Source organism: Micromonospora sp. WMMD1102, from assembly GCF_029626265.1.
Classification (GTDB): domain Bacteria; phylum Actinomycetota; class Actinomycetes; order Mycobacteriales; family Micromonosporaceae; genus Plantactinospora.
Window position 1 is genome coordinate 7,391,706 of the sequence record NZ_JARUBN010000001.1, and the last position, 26,170, is coordinate 7,417,875.

The following is a 26,170-nucleotide window of genomic DNA, read 5'->3' on the forward strand; positions in this document are numbered from 1 at the left end:
CCGCCGCGGCCCGGAGCGCTCGCCGGCCGCGTCAACGACGACCGTCGACCGGTGCTCAGACCCGCACGACGGTAAGCGACTCCTTGCTGTCCGCCAGGTCGACCCGCACGGTGTCGCCGTCGCGCACCTCGCCGGCCAGCAGCGCCTTCGCCAGCCGGTCGCCGATCGCCGACTGCACCAGCCGGCGCAGCGGCCGGGCGCCGTAGATCGGGTCGTACCCGTGCTCGGCCAGCCAGGTCCGGGCCTCGTCGGTGACGTCCAGGCCGAGCCGCCGGTCGGCGAGCCGCCGCCGCAGCCGGTCGAGCTGGATGTCCACGATCCCGCGCAGTTCCTGCCCGGTCAGCGAGGCGAAGACCACGATGTCGTCGAGCCGGTTGAGGAACTCCGGCTTGAAGTGCGAGCGGACCACCGCCAGCACCGCCTCCCGGTGCTCCTGCTCGCCCAGCGTCAGGTCGGAGAGCACCGCCGAGCCGAGGTTGGAGGTGAGGACCAGGATGGCGTTGCGGAAGTCGACGGTACGTCCCTGGCCGTCGGTGAGCCGACCGTCGTCGAGCACCTGGAGCAGTACGTCGAAGACGTCCGGGTGGGCCTTCTCCACCTCGTCCAGCAGGATCACCGAGTACGGCCGCCGACGCACCGCCTCGGTGAGCTGGCCGCCCTCGGAGTACCCGACGTAGCCGGGCGGGGCGCCGACGAGCCGGGCCACCGAGTGCTTCTCGGCGTACTCGCTCATGTCGATCCGGACCATGGCCCGCTCGTCGTCGAAGAGGAACTCGGCGAGTGCCTTGGCCAGCTCGGTCTTGCCGACGCCGGTCGGGCCGAGGAAGAGGAAGCTGCCGGTGGGGCGGTCCGGGTCGGCGACACCGGCCCGCGCCCGGCGTACCGCGTCGGAGACCGCACCCACCGCCTCGGCCTGGCCGACCACGCGGGCGCCGAGCGACGACTCCATCCGGAGCAGTTTGGCGGTCTCGCCCTCCATCAGCCGGCCGGCGGGGATGCCGGTCCAGGCCGCGACCACCGCGGCGATGTCGTCGGCGCCGACCTCCTCCTTGAGCATCGCCCCGTCGGCCTGTAGCCCGGCGAGTTCGCCCTCGGCCCGGGTCAGCGTGGCCTGGAGTTCGGGGATCCGGCCGTAGCGCAGCTCGGCGGCGCGTTCCAGCTCGCCGTCCCGCTCGGCCCGCTCGGCCTCGCCGCCGAGCCGTTCCAGCTCCTCCTTGGCCGTCGAGATCCGGGTGATGTGCTCCTTCTCCAGCTTCCACCGGTCGCTGAGCGCGGTGAGCTGCTCGCGCTTGTCGGCCAGCTCCCTGCGGAGCCGTGCCAGCCGCTCGGCCGAGCCCGGGTCGGGTTCCTTGGCCAGCGCCATCTCCTCGATCTCCAGCCGGCGGACGGCCCGCTCGATCTCGTCGACCTCGGTGGGCCGGGAGTCGATCTCCATCCGGAGCCGGGAGGCGGACTCGTCGACCAGGTCGATCGCCTTGTCCGGCAGGAACCGGTCGGTGATGTACCGGTCGGAGAGCGAGGCGGCGGCGACCAGGGCGGCGTCGGTGATGCGTACCCCGTGGTGCACCTCGTAGCGCTCCTTGAGGCCGCGCAGGATGCCGATGGTGTCCTCGATGGTGGGCTCGCCGACCAGCACCGGCTGGAAGCGCCGCTCCAGCGCCGGGTCCTTCTCGATGTGCTCGCGGTACTCGTCGAGCGTCGTCGCGCCGACCATCCGCAGCTCGCCCCGGGCCAGCATCGGCTTGAGCATGTTGCCGGCGTCCATCGAGCCCTCGCCCTTGCCGGCGCCGACCACCGTGTGCAGCTCGTCGAGGAAGGTGATGACCTGGCCGTCGGAGTTCTTGATCTCCTCCAGCACGGACTTCAGCCGCTCCTCGAACTGCCCCCGGTACTGCGCACCGGCGACCATCGCGCCGAGGTCGAGCGAGACCAGCAACTTGTCCCGCAGCGACTCGGGGACGTCACCGGCGACGATCCGCTGGGCCAGCCCCTCGACGATCGCGGTCTTGCCGACGCCGGGCTCGCCGATCAGCACCGGATTGTTCTTGGTACGCCGGGAGAGCACCTGGATGACCCGGCGGATCTCGGCGTCCCGGCCGATCACCGGGTCGATCTTGCCGTCCCGGGCGCTGGCGGTCAGGTCGACGCCGTACTTCTCCAGCGCCCGGTAGGTCTGCTCGGGGTCGGCGGTGGTGACCCGGCGGTCGCCGCCGCGTACCGCCGGGAAGGCGGCGACCAGGTTGTCCTCGGTGGCGCCGGCCCGCTTGAGGGTGTCGGCGACCGCGCCGCCGACCCGGGCCAGCCCGGCCAGCAGGTGCTCGGTCGAGGTGTACTCGTCGCCGAGCGGCCGGGCGATCTGCTCGGCCGCGCCGATCGCGTTGACGAACTCGCGGGCCAGGCTCGGCTCGGCGACACTGGATCCCCGGGCGGCCGGCTGGTTCTCCACGGCCCGCGCGGCGGCCCGCCGGATGTCGGCCGGATTCGCCCCGACCGCCCGCAGCAGCCCGGCCGCGGTGGACCCCCCGGTGTCCAGCAGGGAGAGCAGCAGGTGCCACGGTTCGACGGTGGCGTGGCCGCGCTGGTTCGCCGTCGCGACGGCGCCGGTGATGACTTCGCGGCTCTTCGTGGTGAGACGTTCGGCGTTCATGGGCTCCCAATACGGTCCGCCGGCCGTGGCACGGTCCGGCATCGGCAGCGTGGCGGGCGGTGTCGCCGTCGCCGGCGGCACCACTTCCAGTAGGAACGACACAACCAGAGTTGAGTCTATTCCACTCAACTCTACGGCTATGACGTCAGTCACACCCTCCGGGTCCCGCCGCCGGCCGTGACGGGGCGGTTCCACCCGGCTCCGCCATCCGAAGCCGGTACCAGCCCTCGATCGACGTACGGGTACGGTTGGTTACGTGCGAGTACGTGTGGAGCAGACGGCGCTGCCAGGCATCGGCGTACGTCACGACGTGGTGACCACCTCCGGACGGCGACTCGGTGTGGTCACGCACCGCAACGGCCGACGGGATCTGGTGCTCTACGACCCCGACGACCCCGACTCCTGCACCGCCGACATCCCGCTCACCGACGACGAGGCGGAGGCACTGGCCGACATCCTCGGCGCCTCCCTGATGCTGGGCCAGCTCTCCGGGCTGCGCCAGCAGGCGGCCGGGCTGCTCACCGAGCAGATCGCCATCCCGGCCGGCTCCCGGTACGTCGGCCGGCGCCTCGGCGACACGCAGACCCGCACCCGCACCGGCGCATCCATCGTCGCGGTCCTCCGGGAACGCGAGGTGATCGCCTCACCCGATCCGACCTTCCGGTTCGAGGCCGGCGATGTCGTGGTCGTGGTCGGCACCCGTCAGGGACTCGACGGTGTCACCGCGATCCTCGCCGAGACCGATCCGGACGGCTGAGGCGTATGCACCACACCACAATCCTGCTCATCGAGGTCGGCGCGCTGCTGCTCGCCCTGGGACTGCTCAGCCGGCTGAGCCGGCGGATCGGCCTCTCACCGATCCCGCTCTACCTGCTCGCCGGGCTCGCCTTCGGGCACGGCGGGCTGGTGCCGCTCTCGGCCAGCGAGGAGTTCTTCGAGGTCGGCGCCGAGATCGGCGTGATCCTGCTGCTGGTCATGCTGGGCCTGGAATACTCCGCCAGCGAACTGGTCGGCAACCTGCGCGCGGCGGCACCGGCCGGGCTGATCGACGGCCTGCTCAACGCCCTGCCCGGTGCGGCCTTCGGCTTCCTGCTCGGCTGGGGTTGGGTCGGCGCGATCGTGCTGGCCGGGGTCACCTGGGTCTCCTCGTCCGGCGTGGTCGCCAAGGTGCTGGCCGATCTCGGCCGGATCGGTAACCGGGAGACTCCGGTGATCCTCTCCGTGCTGGTCATCGAGGACCTGGCGATGGCGCTCTACCTGCCGGTGGTCACCGCGATCCTCAGCGGCAAGAGCCTGCTCGGCGGCGGCATCGCGCTGGCTGTCGCGGTCTTCACCGTGGTGCTGGTGCTGGTGGTGGCGATCCGGTACGGCACCTTCATCTCCCGGATGCTCTCGGCCAACGATCCGGAGGCGCTGCTGCTCGGTGTGCTCGGGCTGACCCTGCTGGTCGCCGGCATCGCGGCCGGGCTCCAGGTGTCGGCGGCGGTCGGCGCGTTCCTGGTCGGCATAGCGCTCTCCGGGCCGGTGGCGCACAACGCGACCGAGCTGCTCTCGCCGCTGCGGGACCTCTTCGCCGCCGTCTTCTTCGTCTTCTTCGGCCTGGTCACCGACCCCCGGGCGATCCCGCCGGTGCTGCTGCCCGCCCTGGCGCTGGCCGTGGTCACCATGGCCACCAAGGTGCTGACCGGCTACCTGGCGGCCAAACGGGTCGGGATCGGGGCGCGGGGCCGCTGGCGGGCCGGACTGACCCTGGCGCCGCGCGGCGAGTTCTCCATCGTCATCGCCGGACTTGCCGTCACCGCGAGCGTGGTCAACCCGCAGCTCGGCCCGCTGGCCACCGCGTACGTGCTGATCACCGTGGTGACCGGGCCGATGCTGGCCCGGCTGCCCGATTTCGAGTGGTTCAAGCGGTGGCTGCGCCGGAACGCTGCCGGTGGGCCGGCGCCGGCTCCCGTACCGGACTGAGGTGGGCGCGGCGCCCGTCGCGCCCCACATACCGGGATCGCCGTACGGCCGGATCGACGACTGCGTAACGGGTTGATGAAATAGCACTTGGCGACCCTTTCGCAGGTTGGCAACAGCGCGTTACCGTGTCGCCGCAGTAGCCACAGGTCTTGCGGGGGCCGGGGTGCCCGGCAGCCGCGCGAGCGGAAAGGCGGCCCGTTGAGCGTGCAGGACTCCGCGTTCCGGGGCTTTGCCAACCCGGTGGACCCGTCCCCGGCCGAACTTCGAGCCTGGGCCTACCAGCCGGACTCGGTGCCGCTGCACACGATGCCCAAGGACTGGGACCTGCTGGTCTCCGGCGACCGGCTGATCGGCACGCTGTTCGAGCTGGCGATGGACCAGTCCTGCCCGGCCCGCCGGTTCGCGATGCACTGCCTCTACATCTACGCGGCGGACGGCATCCGGACCAAGTTCCAGGCCCATCCGAAGCGGCGGTTGCGCAAGCTGGTCGAGCAGGCCGAGCGGCTCGGCGACGAGCCGATGGTGACCTGGGCGCACAACACCCGGATGCTTCAGGCCAGGCCCGACCTCTTCGACTACCGCGACTGGTGTGAGGGTGGCCTGGTCCGGCAGTCCCGCCGGCTGAGCTGACCGACGTCGCCACGGCGGGCCGGGACCCCCCGTGGACCCCGGACCACCAGCCACCACCGGTGCCGGCGCAACGGCGGGGCCCGCCTCCTCGTCCGAGGACAGCGGACCCGCGGCAGCCGCACCACCAGTCAGGCTACTGAGCTGGCGACCGCGACGGGGCGGAACCGGGCAGCGGCGCGTGGGCCGCTCGCCGACGGCAGGGACGAGCCGGGGACAGGACGACCCGGGACAGAACAGGTCGGGGACAGGAAGAGCTGGCGCTCGAAGCCCTCTGCGAGCGCCAGCGGTGTTCTTCGGTGGAACGGTCGCGACGCCGGCCGGCGGACGCCGTACCGGTGCGCGTGGATGTAGCCCTGTCAGGTGCACACCGGGACCGGTCCCGGCGACGCCTACTCGCACCGCATCCAGTTGAAGTGGTACGTGGTGCTGACACTGCTGTCGGTGGAGTCCATCATCAGGAAGCTGGTGGTCGCCGGGTTGGACGTCCCGCGGTTCACCCGCAGCTCGGTGTTGATGTTGAGCAGCCGGACCTCGCCGCAGGGGGCGTAGACCAGTTCGGCCATGTCCGTGACGTCGGTCGTCTGCCAGCTGTCACTCATCGGGCCGGGGATGGTGTGCGACTCGACCGCCGTCGGCGACGTGCCCTGGATGTAGTAGCTCGCCCGCTGCATGCCGCTGGCACCCTTTTCGAGGTGGGCGAAGCCGCGGTAGTCGGCCTGGCGGATCGCGTACGTGAAGCCACCCGGCACGTTCACCTTGAGGACGAGCTGGCAGTTCTTCCGGAAGTCGGTCGGCGCGGTGCCCGCACCGGCCTGGGCCAGGTAGTCGCTGTAGGTCACCGTGAAGGCGGTGTTGTCCGGCGCCGTGGCGACCGCCGCCGTCCCGGGCCGGCAGCCCGACCCGTTGACCGTCACGACCTCCATCGTGATGCGTTCGGCCGGCGGGTTCGTGGTCGGCACCGGGTCGCCGAGTACCGGCAGGCCCAGCAACGACGCTGCCAGACCACCGATGACTAACGTGTTCAACATTTTCCGGGGCTCCCTTCGGTTACCGTCGCGCGGGCCGTTGCCCGCGCGATGTATCGAAATCATCCATGGATCTGGATGCCCTCTTATTTCGGTGCCCGCCTTCGGACCGGGCGACCCGGCGGGCGGGCCCCTGCCCTCAGGGTTGGGATGCCGGAACGGATTCCCGCATCCCAACCCGGAGGGCCCACGTCAGGGGGTCGGACACTTCTTCCAGGCGAAGTGGTAGATGGTGTTGATGGCACCATCCGTCGAGTCCATCGCCATGAAACTGGTGGTGGTCGCCGGGTTGGACGTACCGACGTTCACCCGCAGTTCGGTGTTGATGTTCAGGAAGCGCATCTCCCCGCAGGGCGCGTAGCTGACCGAGGTCAGCTCGGAGGTGTCCGTCGTCTGCCAGCTGTCGTCCAGCGGACCACTGAAGTTGTGGTTCTTGTACGTCGTCGGCGAAGAGCCCTGGAAGTAGTAGTTCGCCCGCGACACCGCGGTCGCACCGTTGGCCAGGTAGGCATAGCCGCGGTAGTCGGCCTGCAGGATGGCGTAGGTGAAGCCTTCCGGTACGTGCACCTGGAGGGCCAACTGACAGTTCTTCCGGGAGTCGGTCGGCCGCGCCCCGACACCGACCTGGGCGAGATACTCGCTGTACGTCACCGTGAAGGCGGTGTTGTCGGGGGCGACCGCGACGGCCGCGGTGCCGGCCGGGCAACCCGAACCATTGATGGTAATGACCTCGATGACAATCTTCTCTTCCGGCGGTTCCACGGGCGGATCCGTCGGAATGACAATCGAGCCGCCGAGCAGCGAGGCAACGAGACTGCCAATGGCCAGCACACTGATCATGGGTTCCCTCCCGATCGTGCCGATAATGTTGCGCGCGCACAGGTACCCTAACTTGCTTTATTGATGTTCGTCAATGTCGTAAAGATGAATGCGCCATCGTCCGAAAAGTGGAAAGTAGTCGGCGGCCCCAAGAAACGCAAGGGCCCCCGGGTCAGGCTCGATGGACATTAACAATTCCATCGGACCAACCCGGGGGCCCTGACTCGCGCTAACCCTGCGGACCGCCGCGAGGGGACGCGTTCACGACGGTGCGGTCAGCACTCCTTCCAGCTCAGGTGATAGACGCTGCGCACACTGCCCCGACTCGAATCCATCACCATGAGGCTCGTGCCGCTCTCGGAGTCGCCGGCGTCCACCCGCAGCTCGGTGTTGATGTTGAGATTGCGTTCCTGGCCGCACGGCGCGTAGACCAGCGACGCGGCGCGGTCGGTGGTGCGGAAGCCACCGACGTACGGCCCGTTGAACTCGTGGCTCTGCTGGCCCGTCGAAGAGCTACCCATGAAGTAGTAGTGGTTGAGCTGCGTACCCTTGGCCCCCCGCTGGAGGTACGCGAAGCCCTGCATCTCCACCTGGGACACCGCGAAGGTGAGCCCCGCCGGAATCTGGACCCGCAGATTGAGCTGGCAGTTCTTCCTGAACTCGGTCGGCTTCGCCCCGGCACCGGCCAGGACGTAATAGTCGCTGTAGCTGACCGTGAAGGCCGTGTTGTCGGCGGCGGTGCTGACCTGGGTGGTTCCTGCCGGGCAGCCCGAGCCGTTGACGGTCTCCACACTGATGGTGATCCGCTCGGCGGGGGTCACCACGGGCTCGGTAGCTACCGCCGGGGCAAACAATGCCGCGAGTACTCCGCCGACAGCCATCACGTTGGACATGCTAGTTCCTTCCGGTCGTCGCGATGCGGTCGCGCCCGCAGCCCACCATAGTCAGAACATAGATAGTCGTCAATTAAACAATCTTGTAACCGCCCACATTCCAATGAACCGTTGATCAGTTCTTTCTGATCATTCACAGGCATCCGCGGGGCCACGTCGGAGCGCGGCACCGGACACGACTCGGCGACCCGCCCCCATACCCGAACCGGGCCGGACCGGCGAGGCGCTTAATGACCTTGCCGGGCGTGCGACGGAACGATCCGGCCGACCGGACAGGGCCCGCGGGTTCCGTCACCACCCGCTATGTACGGTGAAGCCTTCCGGCCCGCCCGGGGTAATGGTTTCCGAGTCTCTTACCTATTGGATTCGAGAATCGGGCGTAATGTTCCCGAAACACCCGGCGTAATCGGTTTCGAGAACACCGGGGTAACTGTCACGCATGCCCGGATCCTGGCGATACCCGCCGGTACCCTTCTGCCGCCGCGGCCGGGTCCGGTGGCGTCATGCGGATGGGCGCGGTGGCGTCATGCGGATGGGCGCGGTGGCGTCAGGCGGACGGGGCCGTGCCGCGGCGGGGCCGCCACACGACCAGCGCGGTGGACGGCCGGTTGGTCGGCACCAGGTCCCGGCGGGGCAGCCCGCCCAGCGCCTCCAGCTCGGCGATCCGGCGATAGGCGGCCTCCAGCTCGGCCTGTAGGCCGGCCATCCGCTGCTGGAGCTCGTCGACCAACTGCTCCAGCACGATGATCCGCTTGATGCCGGCCAGGTTCACCCCGTCGTCCTGGCTGAGCCGCTGCACCTCGCGGAGCAGCGCGACGTCGCGGACGCTGTACCGGCGCCCGCCGCCCGGAGCCCGCCCGGGCTGCACCAGCCCCATCCGGTCGTACTGGCGCAGGGTCTGCGGGTGCATGCCGGCCATCCGGGCCGCGACCGAGATCATCAGAACCTTGGCGTCGGATGCCTGCTCGATCGAGACGACGACGTACTCCTCGGCCACCTTGATCACCTCCGCGTTGCCAACAGCTCAGTTGAAACGACGCACCCGGGCGTCGAGATGTTCCCGTTCCGCCGCCGGGGTGTGCGCGGCGAACTCCTCCAGCGCCTTCCTGGCCTCCGGGGAGAGCTGCTCGGGTACCGCGATCTCCACCGTCACCAGCAGGTCGCCGGCCTGGCCGTCCCGCCGGACCACCCCCCGGCCCCGGGCCCGCAGGGTCCGGCCGCTCGGGGTGCCCGGCGGCACCCGCAGGGTCACCGCGGAATCCAGCGTGGGCACCCGCAGGTCCGTCCCGAGCACCGCCTCCGCGACGGTGATCGGCACGGTCAGGGTCAGGTCGTCGCCGCTGCGCCCGAAGAGATCGTCCGCGCGGACCTTGACCAGGACGAACAGGTCGCCGGGCGGCCCGCCCCGGTCACCGGGCTCACCCCGGCCGGCGAGCCGGATCCGCTGGCCGTCCGCCACCCCGGCCGGAAACCGGACGTTCAGCGTGCGGGACTTGGTCACTCCGCCGCTGCCCCGGCACTCCGGGCACTTCTCGTCGACGATCGTGCCGACGCCCTGGCACTCCCGGCACGGCTCGGAGAAGCTGAACGAGCCCTGGTTGCGGGTGACCACCCCGGCCCCCCGGCACTGCGGGCAGGTGCGGGGCAGCGTGCCCGGCTTGGCGCCGTCGCCGTGGCAGGTGTCGCAGACCCCGGGAGCGCGCAACGTCAACGGCACCGTGACGCCGCGTACCGCGTCGCCGAAGTCGAGCACGACCTCGGCCTCCACGTCCCGGCCCCGGGCCGGGCCACGGGTCCGGGTCGGACCGCCGCCGGAAAAGATCGAACTGAACAGGTCCGAGAAGCCGCCCGGCCCGGCACCGAACCGGCGGTCCCCGCCGGCCGCGCCACCGGGCTGGCCGCCCATCCCGCCGAAGAGGTCGGAGACGTCGAACGGATAGCCGCCGGGCCCGCCGGACCGGGCGTTGCGGCGGAACGCGCCCGAGCCGAAGAGCGAGCGCATCTCGTCGTACTCTTTGCGCTTACGCGGGTCGGAGAGCACGTCGTACGCCTCGGAGACGGCCTTGAACCGCTCCTCGGCCTCGGCGTTGCCCGGGTTGTGGTCCGGGTGCGATTCCCTGGCCAGCTTCCGGTACGCCTTCTTGATCTCGTCAGGAGAGGCGGACTTGGCCACCCCCAGCACGGCGTAGAAGTCCTTCTCCAGCCAGTCTTTGGAACTCATCGGTCGTCCACCCCCTTCCCCTGTGGCGCGGTCGAGGTGCCGCCCGCACCCCGCCCGACGGGCGGTGTACGGAGGGCACCTCGACCGCGACGCACCGGCTCAACCTCGCTCCGGTCCGATTCCTGTCGGCGCCGCAGCGCTCACTCCGGCTCCGGGTCGGCCACCGCGACCAGCGCGGGCCGCAGCAGCGCGTCGTTGACCTGGTAGCCGCGCCGCAGCACCTCCACACAGGTCGGCTCGGTGACCTCGGTCGACGTCTGGTGCGCCACCGCCTCGTGCTGGTTCGGGTCGAACGGGTCACCCTTCTCGCCGAACGGGGTGAGCCCGAACTTGGCCAGCGCCGTGCTCAACTGCTCCGCCACGGTGCCGAACGGCCCGACCAGGTCGCCGTGTTCGCGGGCCCGGTCCAGGTCGTCGAGTACCGGCAACAGCGCGGCGAGTACGACCCGGGTGGCCCGGTCCACGTCCTTGGCCCGCTCCCGGTCCATCCGCTTGCGGTAGTTGGCGAACTCCGCGGTCACCCGCTGGAGGTCCCGGGTCCGCTCGTCCAGGTCGGCCCGGAGTGCCCCCAGCTCGGCGCCGAGCGGGCCGGACCCGTCGACGTCGGCCGCGCCCTCGGAGACCGGCGCGGCCGGGGCGTCCACCACCGGACCGTCGGTGCCGGACGGCCGCTCGGCCGCCAGCACCTCGGCGAGTTCGGTGTCGTCCACCACCGGAGTGGCCGGGTCGGCGGTCGCGTCGGCGGCGTCCTCGGCGGTCGCCTCGGCCGGCTCGGTGGTGACGTCGTCCGCCACCTCCGGCCCACCGTCGGCCGACGCGGCGTCGTCGACCGAGCCGGCGGCACCGGTCGAGGCGGTGTCGTCCACCTCGCCCGCGGCCACCACCGGCTCGACCTCACCCGGCGGCTCGGGATCCGGGTTCGGGTCCTTCGCCGCCAGTCCGGCTCCGTCGGTGCCACCGGAGGCCGGCTGGTCGCCGGTCAGGTTGATCTTCCGGTTGTTCCGGATGACGACGCCCTCGCCGGCCGTGCCCGAGGCGGGGCCGGCGGGCGAGCCACCCGGCGCCGATCCGGTGGACTCCGGATCGGCGGCTCGTGGCTTGTCCGTCATACAACTACCTCGATCCATCGTGCGTGCGGCCAGCAGCCCGGGTACGCGGGGAACGGCTCGTCACTTCTTGTCGTCCTCGTCGACGATCTCCGCGTCCACCACGTCGTCGGCGCCACCCTTGGCCCCGGTCGGGCCGGCCTCTGGACCCGCACCGGCGGCACCCGGCTGACCCGGCTGACCCTGCTCGGCCTGCTGCTGCGCGTAGAGCATCGAGCCGGCCTCCTGGGAGACCTTGAGCAGCTTCTCGTGCGCCGTCTTGACGTTCTCCAGGTCGGTCCCGCCGAGCGCGGACCGCAGGTCGCCGAGCGCTTCGTTGATCTTGTCACGCGGCTCGGCCGGCAGCTTGTCACCGCTCTCGGCGAGGAACTTCTCGGTCTGCCACTGGAGCTGCTCGGCCTGGTTGCGGGTCTCCGCCTCGTCCCGGCGCCGCTTGTCCTCGTCGGCGTGGTCCTGGGCGTCCCGCATCATCCGCTCGATGTCGTCCTTCGGCAGCGCCGAGCCGCCGGTGATGGTCATCGACTGCTCCTTGCCGGTGCCGAGGTCCTTCGCGTTGACGTGCACGATGCCGTTCGCGTCGATGTCGAAGGTGACCTCGACCTGCGGCACGCCGCGCGGGGCCGGCGGCAGGCCGGTCAGCTCGAAGGTGCCGAGCTTCTTGTTGTACGCCGCGATGTCCCGCTCACCCTGGAAGACCTGGATCAGCACCGACGGCTGGTTGTCGTCGGCCGTGGTGAAGACCTCGGAGCGCTTGGTCGGGATGGTGGTGTTCCGCTCGATCAGCTTGGTGAAGATGCCGCCCTTGGTCTCGATGCCCAGCGACAGCGGGGTCACGTCGAGCAGCAGGACGTCCTTGACCTCGCCCTTGAGCACGCCGGCCTGGAGCGCGGCGCCGACCGCGACGACCTCGTCCGGGTTCACGCCCTTGTTCGGCTCCCGGCCGGTGAGCTGCTTGACCAGGTCGGAGACGGCCGGCATCCGGGTCGAGCCGCCGACCAGGATGACGTGGTCGACGTCGGAGACCTTGACCCCGGCGTCCTTGATCGCCTGGTCGAACGGGCCCTTGCAGCGGTCCAGCAGGTCCTGCGTCATCCGCTGGAACTCCGCCCGGGTCAGCGTCACGTCCAGGTGCAGCGGCGCCGACGGCGCGCCGTCGCCACCGGCCGGACCGGCGGTGATGTACGGCAGGTTGATGCTGGTGGTGGTGGCGGCGGAAAGCTCGATCTTGGCCTTCTCGGCCGCCTCGCGGAGCCGCTGCATCGCCATCTTGTCCTGGGACAGGTCGACGCCGTGCTGACCCCGGAAGGTCTTCACCAGGTGGTCGATGATCCGCTCGTCCCAGTCGTCGCCGCCGAGGTGGTTGTCACCGCTCGTCGACTTGACCTCGATGACCCCCTCGGCCAACTCGAGCAGCGACACGTCGAAGGTGCCGCCGCCGAGGTCGAAGACCAGGACGGTCTGCTCCTTGGAGCCCTTGTCCAGCCCGTACGCCAGCGCCGCCGCGGTCGGCTCGTTGACGATCCGCAGCACGTTGAAGCCGGCGATCTCCCCGGCCTCCTTGGTGGCGGTCCGCTGGGCGTCGCTGAAGTACGCCGGGACGGTGATCACGGCATCGGTGATCCGCTCGCCCAGGTACGCCTCGGCGTCCCGCTTGAGCTTCATCAGCGTCCGGGCGGAGATCTCCTGTGAGGTGTACTTCTTGCCGTCGATGTCGACGGACCAGTTGGTGCCCATCTCCCGCTTGACCGACCGGATGGTCCGGTCCGGGTTGGTCACCGCCTGACGCTTGGCGACCTCACCGACGAGCACCTCGCCGTTGCGGGCGAACGCGACGATCGAAGGAGTCGTCCGCGAGCCCTCGGCGTTCGCGATGACGGTGGGCTCACCGCCCTCAAGAACGCTGACGCAGGAGTTCGTCGTGCCGAGGTCGATTCCGACCGCACGTGCCATCTTCGCTTCCTCGCTTCGTTACAAGGCAGGTGACGGGCACCGCCCGCAGCGCAGAACGGGCATCGCCCGCAGCGCACCCCACCGCAAGTTGAGTGGACCGGACTCAATAGTGCCACGATCCGTCCAGGCTGCAAAGTCGGACTTGAGTCACATCGACGCAACCCGTGCCGGGGCTTCCACCACCGCGAATCGCCCGACCGGACGCCACATCGACGGTGGTCGTACCGATCCGGACAGCGGGCCAGGAAAGCGGCGCCCGACCGGACACCGATCGGAGGGCAACAGTGCCGGTTGTCTGCGTTCGAGGGATCGGGCAGTCTTTACCCCGTGACGACCCACGGCGAACCGGCCACCGGCCTCGGCACGCCCGTGGTCGGCCCGGAAACCCCCGTCGCCGGCGCGGATCGCGACCAGGACGAGGCGGGCACGGCAGCCCGCACCCCCGATCCGGACAGCACGGCCGCCCTCGGCCCTGATCCGGACAGCACGGCCGCCCTCGCCCCCGATCCGGACACCCGGCAGCACACCGCCCGGGACACCGGTCCGGCGCCGGACCCGGCCCCGGCCGGGGACGCCGGCTCCGACCTGCGCTGGGCGCTCACCCGGCTGCGGGCCGCGATCGACGTCACCGCGTACCCGCTGGCGCTGCCCGGCGCGGACGAGGCCCGCCAGCTCGGCTCGGCGCTGCGCGCCCAGCTCGCCGACTACCTGCTGCCCCGGCTCGCCCGGCTCGACGCCCCGCTGCTGGTGGTCGTCGGCGGCTCGACCGGCGCCGGCAAGTCGACCCTGGTCAACAGCCTGGTCCAGGCCCGGGTCAGCAGTGTCGGCGTGCTCCGGCCGACCACCCGGTCACCGGTACTCGTGTGCAGCCCGCTCGACTCGGCATGGTTCCGCCAGGGCGAACTGCTGCCCGGACTGACCCGGATCACCACCCCCGGCGACCAGCCGGACACCCTGCACCTGGTCACCGCCCCCGCCCTGCCCGCCGGGCTGGCCTTCCTCGACGCGCCGGACATCGACTCGGTGGTCGACGCCAACCGGGCGCTCGCGGTCCAGCTGCTCGCCGCCGCCGACCTGTGGCTCTTCGTCACCACCGCCGCCCGGTACGCCGACGCGGTGCCCTGGGAACTGCTACGCACCGCCCGACTGCGCGGTACGGCGATCGCCCTGGTCCTCGACCGGGTGCCGCCGGCCGCCACCGACGAGGTGGCCGCGCACCTGACCGAGATGCTCGCCGAGCACCAACTCGACACCGCACCACTGTTCGTCCTCCCGGAGACCGTGGTCGACGGGCAGGGACTGCTGCCGGGGCGGCTCACCGAACCACTGCGCTCCTGGTTCGGCCGGCTCGCCGCCGACTCCGAGGCCCGCGCGGCGGTGATCCGGCAGACCCTGGACGGCGCCGTCGCCGCACTCGGCCCGGCCCTGGAGAACCTGGCCACCGCCGCCGACCAGCAGGCGAACGCCGCACAGGCGCTCGACGAACGGGTCCGGGCCAGCTACCGGGGCGCCCGCCGGGGAGTCGAGGAGGCGCTGCGGGACGGCCGGCTGCTCCGCGGCGAGGTGCTGGCCCGCTGGCAGGAGTACGTCGGCACCGGCGAGCTCTTCCGCACCCTGGAGGCCCGGGTCGGCCAGCTCCGCGACCGGCTCGTCGCGGCGCTGACCGGGCGACCGGCCCCGAACGCCCAGCTGCACAGCGCGATCGAGTCGCAGCTCGTCACCCTGCTCCGGGAGTCCGCCGCCACCGCCGCCGAGCAGACCGCCGCGGCCTGGCAGACCCATCCGGCCGGTCTCGCCCTGCTCACCCCGGAACTCTCCCGGCCCGGCGAGGACCTGCCGGAACGGGCCGAACGGCTGGTCCGGGACTGGCAGCGCGGGGTACTCGAACTGGTCCGGACCAGCGGCGGCGACAAGCGGTTCGTGGCGCGCAGCGCGGCGTACGCGGTGAACGCCACCGGACTGGCGGTGATGATCGCGGTCTTCGCCTCCACCGCCTTCATCCCGACCGGCCTGGAGGTGGCGGCGGCCGGCGGCACCACGGTCGCCGCGCAGAAGGTACTGGAGGCGATCTTCGGCGACCAGGCCATCCGTAACCTGGCCGGCCAGGCCCGCGCCGACCTGCTCGGCATGGTCGACCGGTTGTTCGACGAGGAGGCGGCCCGCTACCTGGCCCGCACCGCGGCGGCCGGGGTCGACGCCGGGCACGGCGACCAGCTCCGCGAGTCGGCCCGGACGGTCGAGGCCGCGCGGGCCGGCACCAGCGGGACGGAGGCGGGCCGATGACCGACATCCTGGGCCGGGTCCGGGACTCGTTCCGCCCCGACCAGCGGGCCGACCCGGAGCGGCTGGTCGAGCGGCTGCACGCGGTCAACCGGTTCCTCGGCGCCGTCGACGGCCACCTGCCCGACGACCGGCTGGTCGCCGGGCGCACCCTGATCGAACGGGCCGGCACCCGGCTGGCCCTCTCCCTGGACCACACCGTGGTGGCGCTGGCCGGCGCCACCGGCAGCGGCAAGTCCAGCCTGTTCAACTCGCTGGCCCGGTTCGAGATGTCGCCGGTCGGGGTACGCCGGCCGACCACCGGGGTCACCCACGCCTGCGTCTGGGGGCCACTGGACGGCGCGGCGCGGCTGCTCGACTGGGTCGGCGTACTGCCCCGGCACCGGTTCGTCCGGGAGAGCGCGCTGGACGGTGCCGACGAGGCGGCGCTGCACGGGCTGGTCCTGCTCGACCTGCCCGACTTCGACTCGGTGGAGTGGTCGCACCGCTCCGAGGTGGACCGGCTGCTCGGCCTGGTCGACCTGGTCGTCTGGGTGGTGGACCCGCAGAAGTACGCCGACAAGGTGCTGCACCGCAGCTACCTGCGCGAGTTCCACCGGCACCGGGACATCACCGTGGTGGCGCTGAACCAGGCCGACCGGCTGGCGCCGCAGGAACTGCCCCGGGTCCTCGCCGACCTGCGCCGGCTGGTCGACGCCGACGGGCTCGACGGGGTGCCGGTGCTCGCCACCTCGGCACTCAGCGACGACGGCACGTCACCGCTGCGGGCCGCCCTGGAGCAGGCCGTCGCGCAGCGGCAGTCGGCGCTGCGCCGGCTCTCCGGCGACGTCGACTCGGTCGTCGACGGGCTCGCCGAGCTGGTCGACGCCCGGTTCGACGCCAGGCGGGTGGACGACGACGTGGACCGGCCGACGATCCGCCGGCTGATCGACGCGCTGGCCGGCGCGGCCGGCGTACCGGCGGTGGCGGAGGCGACCGAGCAGGCGTACCGGCACCGGGCGGTCGCGGCGACCGGCTGGCCACTGGCCCGGGGCCTGCGCCGGCTCCGCCCCGACCCGCTGCGCCGGCTGCACCTGGCCGGGACACCGGCCGAGCCGGAGCGCCCGGCACCACCCGGCGGGCTGCTCGGCCTCGAACTCCGGCCGGTGCCGGTGACCTCGGTACCCGAGCCGACCGCGGCCCAGCGCTCCGCCGTCGGGCTGGCCGTCCGGGCGGTCGCCGACCGCGCCGGCGCGACCCTGCCGGGCCCCTGGCCGGCGGCGGTGTCCGCGGCGGCCCGGTCCCGGCAGGCCGATCTGCCGGACGCGCTCGACCGGGCGGTCGCCGGCACCGAACTGGGAATGGCCCGCCGGCCGGTTTGGTGGCGGCTGGTCAACGCCGTGCAGTGGCTGGTGACCACCGCCGCCGCGGTCGGGTTGGGCTGGCTGCTCCTCGGCTACGCGGTACGCGCCCTCGGGCTGCCCGAGCTGGACCATCCGACGGTCGGGGTGGCGCCGCTGCCGACCGTGCTGCTGCTCGGCGGACTGCTCGGCGGGGCACTGCTCTCGCTGCTGGTCAAGCCGGTGATCAGATGGGCTGCCCGACGGGCCCGCTGGCGCGCCGAGGGGCGGATGCACGACGCGGTGGCCGAGGTGGCCCGAGGGTACGTGGTGAGCCCGGTCCGCGAGGTGCTGCGGGCGTACGCCGAGGCACGCGCCGCGCTGGTCGTCGCCGCCGGGCGTCGATGACCGAGCCGGCCGCCGCCCCGGACCCGGCACGCACCGCCCCGGAGCCGGCGCGCACCGGCGACCGGTGGCGGGAGGTGCTGGTCCGGGGCGGGCTGCTGCTGCTCGGCGTACTGCACCTGAGCTGGGGGGTGCCGGCCGTGCTGGTGCCGCGCTGGTTCTTCGACAGCTTCCCCGGCTTCGGCCTGGCCTGGACGGCCGGCTACCCGCCGTACAACGCGCACCTGATGACCGATGTCGGGGCGGCGTTCCTGACCCTCGGCGTACTGCTGCTGGCCGCCGCCTGGCTCGACGACCGCCGGGTCACCGCCGTGGTGATCACCGGACTGCTGGTGTTCGGTACCGTGCACCTGGTCTTCCACCTGGTGCAGGTCGGCACGCTGAGCAGCGCCGACCTGCTGGCCAGCCGGGGGACGCTGCTGCTCGGCGTACTCGTTCCCGGCGCGCTGGTCGTGCTGGACCGGCAGCGGCGGGCGTAGGGTCGGTCCATGGCCTCGCCCCGGACCCCCTTCGAAGCCGTGCTGCATGCCGCCCGCGACGTGACGAAGCTCGACTGCGCGCTCGACGCCGAGATGCTCGGCACCGCCCTGCTGGGCAGCGTCTACGCGATCGCCGAGGAGGATCGCCGCAGCGCCGTCCGGCACTTCGTCGGCGACTTCCTCTCCGCGACGTCCCGCCGCCGCACCGCCGCGGCCACCACGATCCGGACCGTCTTCGCCGCCCTGGTGCCGGACGCCGACGGCGCCGCCTCGGTGAAGCCGGGCGCGCAGGCGCCGTCCTGGTCGGGCCAGCTCGGCAAGGTACGCCTGACCGGCAGCTACGCCTACGGCGACGTGTACGGCGACCAGACCTCCTACCTGGCCACCTTCGCCTACGACGACAGCACCTCCGGCGGGCCGGAACACGCGGTGGTGGCCCTGGTCGACCACAACATCGGGATCACCAAGGACGTCTTCGTCGGCGGGCCCGCCGAACGGATCCTCGGACAGGTCCGGGAGATGTGTGCCGACGACGCGCTCACCTGGTTCCGTACGGAGGATCCGGCCCGGCTGCGCGGCGAGGTGGCCCGGCACCTGGACATCACCGACGAGCTGAGCGACCTGCCGGACGAGGGCTCGCTGGCCACCGACCGGGCTCTGGTCGGCGCCCGGCTGGCGCTGCTGCCCGCACCCGCACCGACCGCGTTGGTCGGTGCCGGGCCGGAGCCGCTCTCCAGCCCCGAGCGGGACCGGCTGGTCCGGTCCTTCCTCGGCTCGCCCGAGGCGGCCCGGTTCGGCCTGCCCGAGGTGCCCGAGGCGGATCTCGCCTCGCTGCACTTCTGTCTCAGTCTGGTTCTCGACCACTCCGCGACCTTCTCCGACCCGGACCCGCTGCGCTGGAGCCCGGCGGTGGCCGGCCTGTTCCTGCTCGACTGGGTGCACCGGCGGGCGGTACTCGACATGGACGACGCGGCGATGCTGCCCCGGGTGGTCCGGAGCTGGGCGGCGTACGCCGGCCGGCTGCGGGGGCTGCCGGCCGAGGCGGCGACCCAGACCGACACGTCGGTCGAGGAGATGGTGCCGGAGTTCGTCCGGCTCTACACCACCGGGGAGCGGCGCAGCCCGGCGACGGCGGCGGTGGCCCAGCTCATCGCCGACGGCGTCGACCCGAACGACCCGGCGGCGCTGGACGCCTGGATCGAGGCGAACCGGCAGCGCCTGGACGACGACCCGGCGTAACGGCGGAGGGCTCGGCGCCGAAGGGCTCGGCGGCGGAGGGCTCGGCGGCGGAGGGCTCGACGGCGACCGCTTACCGGGCGCTTGTCGACGCCACGCCGGTCAGCCCTCGGCGGCGGAGGGCTCGACGGCGACCGCTTACCGGGCGCTTGTCGACGCCACGCCGGTCAGCCCTCGCCGGTCGGCTGGCCCAGCAGCCTGGCCCGGCGCGCGGTAAGCGCCGGCAGGTCCACCCGGGCCGGCCACGGCTGCGCGGTCGCGAACGGCTCGGTGGTGTAGTGCGTGACGTAGCGGTATTTCCGGCTACCCGGGTCGAGCACCAGCTCGGCGAGGGAGATGGTCGGCTTCTCCTCCTCCGGCACCACGATCCAGTACGTCGGGACGCCGGCCCGGGCATAGAGCGCCCGCTTGGTCTCGGTGTCCCGCAGCGCCGAGGTCGGCGACACCACCTCGACCACCAGCAGCGCGTCGGTGATCGGGAACGGGGTACGCCGCAGGTGCTCCGCCCGGGTCACCACCACGTCCGGCCGGGGCTCGTTGTGCACGTCGACAGTCGTCGACTGGTCGGTGCCGACCGCGTATTCCTCGGAGGGACATGAGTCCTCCAGGATGTTGGCGATCCATCGGGCGATGATGTTGTGGTCGATCGTGGCCGAGGGGGACACGATGAGGTTCCCGTCAATCAGCTCGTAGCGCCGGCCGTCATCGGGCAGGGCGTGCAGGTCTGCCGTGGTGTAGCCGTGCGGGCCGGGCCGGTCGAGGGCGATCGGGGCGGCACTCATCGGAGAACCTCCGGAATCGGTCGGGGAAGCCACGAGGTCAAGGCTACGGGTGGAACGTTCACGGGCGCCACGGTAACGGAGAGCACCGACAGTTTCACGTAACGGCGGCGGGGCGGCGCATCCGCGCCGCCCCGCCGTCTTCGTAGCGGATGGATCAGATCTCGTCCTCGTGGTGGTCGTCGTGCAGACCGCCACCGCCGCCGGCCGGCGCGGTGGTGCCGCGGGTCGGTCCGGTAAGCGGGGTGCCGAGGCTGCGGGTGTCGTAGGCGTACGTGATGATCGCGTGCGCGACCGCGTCGGACATCTCGTCGATCGCCTTCATGCTGATGTTGTCGATGTCGTCGCACGCCTGGTGGTAGCAGGGGTCGTAGGACTCGCCGGCGGTGCCGCCGTAGACCCGGGCCTCCTCGGCCGTCTTGACCCCCTCGGCCCCGGTGAAGAGGCCGCCGGACGGGATGCCCACCCCGTCGGCGATGAACGGTCCGTAGTCACTGCGTCCGGAGAACGGCGTCTCGGCCGAGCCCAGCCGCTGCGACCGGAAGTAGTCGTGGAACAGCTTCTCGATCGCTCCCGAGCCGGGCGGGCCGGCCGCCGAGCCGGTGCCGGGCGGGAAGGCAGAGTTGTCGCCGTCGTAGACGAACCGGACGTAGTTCGGCGAGCCGACCATGTCGAAGTTCAGGTAGAGGGCGATCCTGTCCCGCTCGGCCTGCGGCAGGTTGGCGATGTAGTAGGTCGAGCCGACCAGGTTGACCTCTTCGGCCCCCCAGAGCGCGAACCGGACCTTGTTCTTCGTGGGGAACCAGCGCAGCTGCTCGGCGATCTCCAGCAGCGCGGCACTGCCGCTGCCGTTGTCGTTGATGCCCGGCCCCTCCGGCACGGAGTCGAGGTGCGCACCGGCCATCACCACGTTCCCCGGGTCGCCCCAGCGGGACTCGGCGAAGATGTTCTCGGTGGTCGCCTGACCCCGGAAGGTGTCGGTGAAGACCCGCAGGGTCAGGCCGGCGGCGACCTGACCGACCAGTTCCTGACCGAGCGCCTGCGAGACGCCGACGGCGGCGAAGTCCAGGGTGTACGCGTTGCCGAGGGTCCCGGAGAGGTCACCCGCGACGTTGTTGTAGATGACCGCCGCCGAGGCGCCGGCCGCCGCCGCCGTACTGGCCTTCTGGCCGAACGGGCAGCTGCCCCGGCTGACCACGACGATGGTGCCGACGTTCGCCGGGCCGTAGTCGCCCGGGTTGCAGCCCTGCGCGTCGCCGGTCGGCACGCTGGCCGGGGCGGTCACGTCGGCGCTGCCCGAGAAGCTCATGATCCGGTGTGGCAGGTCACCGGCGGGTGCCGAGACCCGTTCCAGTTCGGACGGATTGTTGATCAGGAAGGTCTGGAAGTCGAACGACTGCCGCCAGACCCGGTATCCGGCCTTCCGGAACACCTTCTCCGCGTAGTCGACCGACCTGTCGTATCCGGGCGCGCCGGAGGCGCGGTTGCCGTTGTTGCGGTCCGCGATCTTCTGCAACTCTTTGAGATGCTGGTGTACGCCCTTGGCGGTGACCGCCTTGCGCAGCACCCAGGAGCCGAGGCTGCCGAGGGCGGAGCCGGAACTCGCCTGTGCCGGCGCTGGTGCCGCCGTCACCGCGAGTGCCGTGACGAGTGTGGTGGCCAGCAGGCCACGGCTCCACCGATTGCTGGTGCGACCCACGCTGCCTCCCTGTCGGGTCCGGGGTTACCGGTCTTATCGAGGGAGGTCAGCATAGCCACGCGTCACTGAGCCGGTGAATAGTCCGGACGAGTGCGCTTACCGGCCGGTAGTGCCGACACGGCACCGCGGCCGGACGGCAACGCGGGGGCGATGAAGATTTTCGCGGGGGCACCGATGGCCGGCGGGCGCGACCTGGGAGAGCAGGCCGGCCCGCCGGCACCGCCGGTGACCGGTCCGGCCCCCCGCCGGCCGATCAGGGCGGCGGCGCTGGCCCGAGGACCAGCGCCGCCGAAGGCCGTCGTTGCCGGTCGACGACCTCGTTCCGGTGGTTCGGTCCCGGTCGTGGAGGACGGGACCGAATCCTTTCTCGTCCTACTGACGATAAGCACTGTGGTAGCTTCTCGTCAAGGTGGTGATAATTCAGATGGCCGAATACCCGCCGTTTGCCGTGACCGTCGACCTGGTGGTCCTCACCGTGCGGGCGGACGAGCTCTGCATCCTGCTGGTACGCCGGGGCGTGCCGCCCTACCAGGACCGCTGGGCTCTGCCCGGCGGGTTCGTCGGCTTCGACGAGGACCTGCCGGAGGCCGCCGCCCGGGAGCTGACCGAGGAGACCGGGGTTCCCGAGCCGGTCGGCCACCTCGAGCAGCTCGGCACGTACGGGTCGCCGAAGCGGGATCCACGGGGCCGGGTGGTCACCGTGGCGTACCTGGCCCTGCTGCCGGACCTGCCGACGCCGGTGGCCGGGACCGACGCGGCGGCCGCGGACTGGCTCCCGGTGGACCGGGTCGCCGACGCCCGGCTCGCCTTCGACCACGACGTCATCCTGGCCGACGGACTGGAACGGGCCAGGGCGAAACTGGAGTACACCCCGCTGGCCACGGCGTTCTGCCCGGCCGAGTTCACCATCGCCCGACTGCGCACGGTCTACGAGACCGTCTGGGACACCCGGTTGGACCCGCGCAACTTCCACCGCAAGGTCACCACCACGCCCGGCTTCGTCGAACCGGCCGGCCGGGTGACCGAGGGCGACCGGGGCCGGCCCGCCCAACTGTTCCGGCGCGGCCCGGCCGAACTGCTGCATCCGCCGATGCTCCGCCCGTCGGTCGCCCGCAGCTGACCGGCCACCGGTGTCCAGGCTCAGGACTGCGGGCCGCCGGGCAGCTGACCGGCCACCGGCCCGGGGGTCAGGAGCGCGGGCCGCCGGGCGGGGTGCTGGGCACCGGCGCGGGGGTCGGGGCCGGGGTCGGCGGGGTGCCGGCGGGCGGTTCGGTCGGCCCCGGGGCGACCGGCGGGGCGGGTGGCCCGGCCGAGGTCGTCGCGCCCGGGGTGGGCGCGGAAGCGCTCGGCCCCGGCAGGGGCTCGCCCGGTCCCGGCGACGGGGACGGGGACGGTCGGGTCGGCGACGGCGCGCCGGACGGCGAACCGGTGGGAGCGGCCGACGGCACAGCGGGCGGCTCGGCGCCCGGCGAGCCGGCAGGCGGGATCGACGGGGTCGGCGACGGCGACGCCACCGGCGGCGGGGCGGGTGACTGGGTGGGCGGCGCCGGCAGGTCCGGCGGCGGCGTCCCCGGCGGAACCGGGTCGTTCGCGTCCGGCGGGTCGGGCGGCAGGGGTGGCGGCAGGCCGGGCTCGTTGCCGGACGGGCCGGAGCGGCCGGGCACGGCGTCGGGAGGTACCGGCAGCGGACGGCCGGTGTCCCGGAACCGGGCCCCGGGACCGGCCGGTCCCGGTTCCACCACCGGCGGCACGGCCGGGTGGCGCGGCAGCACCTGCGGGGGCACGCCGGCCGGGGGCGGGACGAACGGACTCACCTCGGCCGGACGCATCCCGTCGGAGACCGTGGCCGAACCGCTGCCGATCGCCGCCAGGATCGGCAGCGAGGAGGTACCGGCCAGCAGGGCGACCGTGAAGAGGTACCGGCGGGCCGGGCGACCGAGCCCCTCCGCCCGGTGCACCCCGGTCACTCTCCGGTATCCGGCGTGCGCGCCACCGGATCGGCGGTGCCGGGCCGGCAGCACCGGAGCCGGGTGCTGGTAACCCTGGTCGAACACGGGAACTCCTCGTCGTCGGCAGCGCGGGCCAGGCGGCGGCCGGAGGGGACGGACCGTCGGCGACGGTGATGTCGCCGCTACATACAGTGGCGGAGATAACCAGGTGTTGGCCAGCGTCACACAGCGTGTCAGGGGTCGAGTTTCGATCGATTCGGTATGCGTACCCGATCAAATCGGTTGATGTGGTGCGAAGCCGGCGGCGATCCGGATCCGGCGGAGGGCGACCTGTGGCGCTACCGGCCTGCTCTGCGAATATGGAGCCGACGGCAACGCGGCCGCGACCTTCGCGCACCCCCGCGACAGGCAGGTCGTGATTGCCGGCGCTCGGTGGACCAGGCTCGGCCAGAATCTGGTTCACGCCGCGTGACTACCCCTACCGGGGCCAGGCGCGGCAGCCACCCCCGGTCCGGCATCAGCCGGACGGGCGCACGAGCTGCGCGGTCGGGACACCCCCGGTGCCGACGCACGAACGACAGGGAGATAGGGATGGCGAAGGGCGATCCCGCGGGTACGGCCCGCGGCAGGCGAGCCACACCCCGGTCCGCACGGTCGGGCGGGAAATCCCCCGCCACCGGTGACCTGGTGCAACTACTCACGCCCGAGGGCGACCGGATCGACAAGGTCACCTGGTCCGACGGTACGGAGTACAGCGTCGACTTCACCGACGAGGAATACCGTGGCCTCTACCGCGACCTGGTGCTCGTCCGCCGGCTGGATGCCGAGGCGACCGCGTTGCAGCGGCAGGGCGAGCTGGGCATCTGGGCCAGCCTACTCGGCCAGGAGGCGGCGCAGGTGGGCTCGGGCCGGGCGCTGCGACCGCAGGACATGGCCTTCCCGACCTACCGGGAGCACGGCGTGCTCTACTGCCGGGGCATCGACCCGATCATGCCGCTGGGCCTGTTCCGCGGTGTCGACCTGGGTGGCTGGGACCCGAACGAGTTCAAGTTCAACATGTACACGATCGTCATCGGTGCGCAGACCCTGCACGCCACCGGCTATGCCATGGGCGTGGCCATGGACGGCCGGACCGGCACCGACGACGGCGAGGCGGTGATCGCCTACTTCGGCGACGGCGCCTCCGCCCAGGGCGACGTGAACGAGGCGTTCATCTGGTCGGCCGTCTTCAACTCCCCGGTCGTCTTCTTCTGCCAGAACAACCAGTACGCCATCTCCGAGCCGCTGGAGCGGCAGACCCGGATCCCGCTCTACCAGCGGGCGGCCGGCTTCGGCTTCCCCGGCGTACGGGTGGACGGCAACGACGTGCTGGCCACGTACGCGGTGACCCGGGCGGCGCTGGACAACGCGCGGCACGGTCAGGGCCCCACCCTGATCGAGGCGTACACCTACCGGATGGGCGCGCACACCACCACCGACGACCCGACCCGCTACCGGATCGCCAGCGAGGTCGAGGCGTGGCAGGCGAAGGACCCGATCAGCCGGGTCCGGGCATTCCTCACCAAGCAGGGCATCGCGGACGACACCTTCCTGACCGAGGTGGAGGAGCAGGCCAAGCAGGAGGCGCTGCGGCTGCGCGAGCGGGTGCTGGAGATGCCCGACCCCGCGCCGCTGACCCTCTTCGACCACGTCTACCCGAACGGCTCGCCCGAGGTGGACGCGCAGCGCGAGCAGACCGCCCGGTACCTGGACTCGTTCGAGGGGAGCGTGCACTGATGGCCACCGAGACCCTCACCCTGGGCAAGGCGATCAACCGCGGCCTGCGCCGCGCACTGGAGCACGACCCCAAGGTCGTGATCATGGGCGAGGACGTCGGCAAGCTCGGCGGCGTCTTCCGGATCACCGACGGCCTGCAGAAGGACTTCGGCGAGAACCGCGTGATCGACACCCCGCTCGCCGAGTCCGGCATCATCGGCACCGCGGTCGGGCTCTCCATCCGGGGGTACCGGCCGATCTGCGAGATCCAGTTCGACGGCTTCGTCTACCCGGCGTACGACCAGATCGTGTCGCAGGTGGCGAAGATGCACTACCGCTCGCAGGGCAAGGTACGGGTGCCGATGGTCATCCGGATCCCGTTCGGCGGCGGCATCGGCGCGGTCGAGCACCACTCCGAGTCCCCGGAGGCGTACTTCGCGCACACCGCCGGGCTCAAGGTGGTGGCCTGCTCGTCGCCACAGGACGCGTACACGATGATCCAGCAGGCGGTCGCCTCGGACGACCCGATCGTCTTCCTGGAGCCGAAGCGGCGCTACCACGAGAAGGGGCAGGTGGAACTGGACGCCCCGCTCGGCGAGGCGTACCCGCTGCACTCCGCCCGGGTGGTCCGGCCCGGCCGGGACGCCACCCTGCTGGCGTACGGGCCGATGGTGCGTACCGCGATGGAGGCGGCCACCGCCGCCGAGGAGGACGGCCGGGACCTGGAGGTCATCGACCTGCGCACCCTCTCCCCGCTGGACCTCGGCCCGGCCTACGAGTCGGTGCGGCGCACCGGGCGGTGCGTGGTGGTGCACGAGGCGCCCGGCAACCTCGGTCTCGGCTCCGAGATCGCAGCCCGGATCACCGAGGAGTGCTTCTACTCCCTGGAGGCCCCGGTGCTGCGGGTGGCCGGTTTCGACACCCCCTATCCGGCCGCCCGGCTGGAGGAGGACTATCTGCCCAACCTCGACCGGGTGCTCGACGGCGTCGACCGCGCCTTCGGGTGGTGAGCG

21 protein-coding genes are annotated in these 26,170 nt (G+C 72.0%); 10 read left to right on the forward strand and 11 right to left on the reverse strand.

The window, feature by feature from the left end; all coding sequences use genetic code 11:
- Positions 1-55: 55 nt before the first annotated feature.
- Positions 56-2,647, reverse strand: coding sequence for an ATP-dependent chaperone ClpB (clpB, locus tag O7626_RS33550; protein WP_278065002.1), 2,592 nt, complete (start codon positions 2,645-2,647; stop codon positions 56-58).
- Positions 2,648-2,903: 256 nt separating this feature from the next.
- On the opposite strand from clpB, the gene O7626_RS33555 reads away from it, so the two are divergent.
- From O7626_RS33555 to O7626_RS33565, 3 genes are all read left to right on the forward strand, one after another.
- A complete protein-coding gene (locus O7626_RS33555) occupies positions 2,904-3,404 on the forward strand; it encodes a cation:proton antiporter regulatory subunit (RefSeq protein WP_278065003.1) in 501 nt (166 codons plus the stop codon).
- Between the two features lie 5 nt (positions 3,405-3,409).
- On the forward strand, positions 3,410-4,612 hold the full coding sequence (locus O7626_RS33560; protein ID WP_278065004.1) for a cation:proton antiporter: 1,203 nt from the start codon (positions 3,410-3,412) through the stop codon (positions 4,610-4,612).
- A gap of 198 nt (positions 4,613-4,810) precedes the next feature.
- Positions 4,811-5,242, forward strand: coding sequence for a hypothetical protein (locus tag O7626_RS33565; RefSeq protein WP_278065005.1), 432 nt, complete (start codon positions 4,811-4,813; stop codon positions 5,240-5,242).
- Between the two features lie 389 nt (positions 5,243-5,631).
- On the opposite strand, the gene O7626_RS33570 is transcribed toward O7626_RS33565, so the two are convergent.
- The 7 genes from O7626_RS33570 to dnaK all read right to left on the reverse strand — a co-directional run bounded on the left by O7626_RS33570 (position 5,632) and on the right by dnaK (position 13,256).
- Positions 5,632-6,270, reverse strand: coding sequence for a DUF4360 domain-containing protein (locus O7626_RS33570; protein WP_278065006.1), 639 nt, complete (start codon positions 6,268-6,270; stop codon positions 5,632-5,634).
- A 189-nt stretch (positions 6,271-6,459) separates the two neighbouring features.
- A complete protein-coding gene (locus O7626_RS33575; RefSeq protein ID WP_278065007.1) occupies positions 6,460-7,107 on the reverse strand; it encodes a DUF4360 domain-containing protein in 648 nt (215 codons plus the stop codon).
- A gap of 254 nt (positions 7,108-7,361) precedes the next feature.
- Positions 7,362-7,979, reverse strand: a complete 618-nt coding sequence (locus O7626_RS33580; protein WP_278065008.1) for a DUF4360 domain-containing protein — start codon at positions 7,977-7,979, stop codon at positions 7,362-7,364.
- 547 nt (positions 7,980-8,526) lie between these two features.
- Positions 8,527-8,919 (reverse strand): helix-turn-helix transcriptional regulator, encoded by a 393-nt coding sequence (locus O7626_RS33585; RefSeq protein ID WP_278066436.1) that lies wholly within the window; start codon positions 8,917-8,919, stop codon positions 8,527-8,529.
- Positions 8,920-9,003: 84 nt separating this feature from the next.
- Positions 9,004-10,200: a molecular chaperone DnaJ gene (gene dnaJ, locus O7626_RS33590; RefSeq protein ID WP_278065009.1), complete on the reverse strand. Its 1,197-nt coding sequence runs from the start codon at positions 10,198-10,200 to the stop codon at positions 9,004-9,006.
- Between the two features lie 140 nt (positions 10,201-10,340).
- The gene (grpE, locus tag O7626_RS33595) at positions 10,341-11,309 is read right to left on the reverse strand and encodes a nucleotide exchange factor GrpE (protein ID WP_278065010.1); all 969 of its coding nucleotides are present in this window, start codon (positions 11,307-11,309) and stop codon (positions 10,341-10,343) included.
- Between the two features lie 60 nt (positions 11,310-11,369).
- The gene (dnaK, locus tag O7626_RS33600) at positions 11,370-13,256 is read right to left on the reverse strand and encodes a molecular chaperone DnaK (protein WP_278065011.1); all 1,887 of its coding nucleotides are present in this window, start codon (positions 13,254-13,256) and stop codon (positions 11,370-11,372) included.
- Between the two features lie 585 nt (positions 13,257-13,841).
- Here dnaK and O7626_RS33605 point away from each other — a divergent pair.
- From O7626_RS33605 to O7626_RS33620, 4 genes are read left to right on the forward strand one after another with little or no spacing between them, the layout of a single operon-like run.
- Entirely contained in the window at positions 13,842-15,539 is a 1,698-nt protein-coding gene (locus O7626_RS33605) for an ABC transporter (protein WP_278066437.1), read from the forward strand.
- Positions 15,536-17,263 carry a GTPase gene (locus tag O7626_RS33610; RefSeq protein ID WP_278065012.1) on the forward strand — a complete coding sequence of 576 codons (1,728 nt, stop codon included), beginning with the start codon at positions 15,536-15,538 and terminating at the stop codon, positions 17,261-17,263. The genes O7626_RS33605 and O7626_RS33610 overlap by 4 nt, the downstream gene beginning before the upstream one ends.
- Positions 17,260-17,739: a hypothetical protein gene (locus tag O7626_RS33615; RefSeq protein WP_278065013.1), complete on the forward strand. Its 480-nt coding sequence runs from the start codon at positions 17,260-17,262 to the stop codon at positions 17,737-17,739. The genes O7626_RS33610 and O7626_RS33615 overlap by 4 nt, the downstream gene beginning before the upstream one ends.
- Before the next feature lie 9 nt (positions 17,740-17,748).
- On the forward strand, positions 17,749-18,978 hold the full coding sequence (locus O7626_RS33620) for a hypothetical protein (RefSeq protein ID WP_278065014.1): 1,230 nt from the start codon (positions 17,749-17,751) through the stop codon (positions 18,976-18,978).
- Positions 18,979-19,142: 164 nt separating this feature from the next.
- Here O7626_RS33620 and O7626_RS33625 read toward each other — a convergent pair whose 3' ends face one another.
- Positions 19,143-19,757, reverse strand: coding sequence for a Uma2 family endonuclease (locus O7626_RS33625; protein WP_278065015.1), 615 nt, complete (start codon positions 19,755-19,757; stop codon positions 19,143-19,145).
- A 154-nt stretch (positions 19,758-19,911) separates the two neighbouring features.
- Complete coding sequence (locus O7626_RS33630; protein ID WP_278065016.1) at positions 19,912-21,453, reverse strand: M28 family metallopeptidase; 1,542 nt, start codon at positions 21,451-21,453, stop codon at positions 19,912-19,914.
- Positions 21,454-21,877: 424 nt separating this feature from the next.
- On the opposite strand from O7626_RS33630, the gene O7626_RS33635 reads away from it, so the two are divergent.
- Positions 21,878-22,573 (forward strand): NUDIX hydrolase, encoded by a 696-nt coding sequence (locus tag O7626_RS33635; protein WP_278065017.1) that lies wholly within the window; start codon positions 21,878-21,880, stop codon positions 22,571-22,573.
- Between the two features lie 67 nt (positions 22,574-22,640).
- On the opposite strand, the gene O7626_RS33640 is transcribed toward O7626_RS33635, so the two are convergent.
- A complete protein-coding gene (locus O7626_RS33640; protein ID WP_278065018.1) occupies positions 22,641-23,507 on the reverse strand; it encodes a hypothetical protein in 867 nt (288 codons plus the stop codon).
- A gap of 486 nt (positions 23,508-23,993) precedes the next feature.
- Here O7626_RS33640 and pdhA point away from each other — a divergent pair, with 486 nt between their 5' ends.
- Together pdhA and O7626_RS33650 are read left to right on the forward strand one after the other, a co-directional pair.
- On the forward strand, positions 23,994-25,178 hold the full coding sequence (pdhA, locus tag O7626_RS33645; protein WP_278065019.1) for a pyruvate dehydrogenase (acetyl-transferring) E1 component subunit alpha: 1,185 nt from the start codon (positions 23,994-23,996) through the stop codon (positions 25,176-25,178).
- On the forward strand, positions 25,178-26,167 hold the full coding sequence (locus O7626_RS33650) for an alpha-ketoacid dehydrogenase subunit beta (RefSeq protein WP_278065020.1): 990 nt from the start codon (positions 25,178-25,180) through the stop codon (positions 26,165-26,167). Before pdhA ends, O7626_RS33650 begins: the two co-directional genes overlap by 1 nt.
- Positions 26,168-26,170 lie beyond the last annotated feature (3 nt).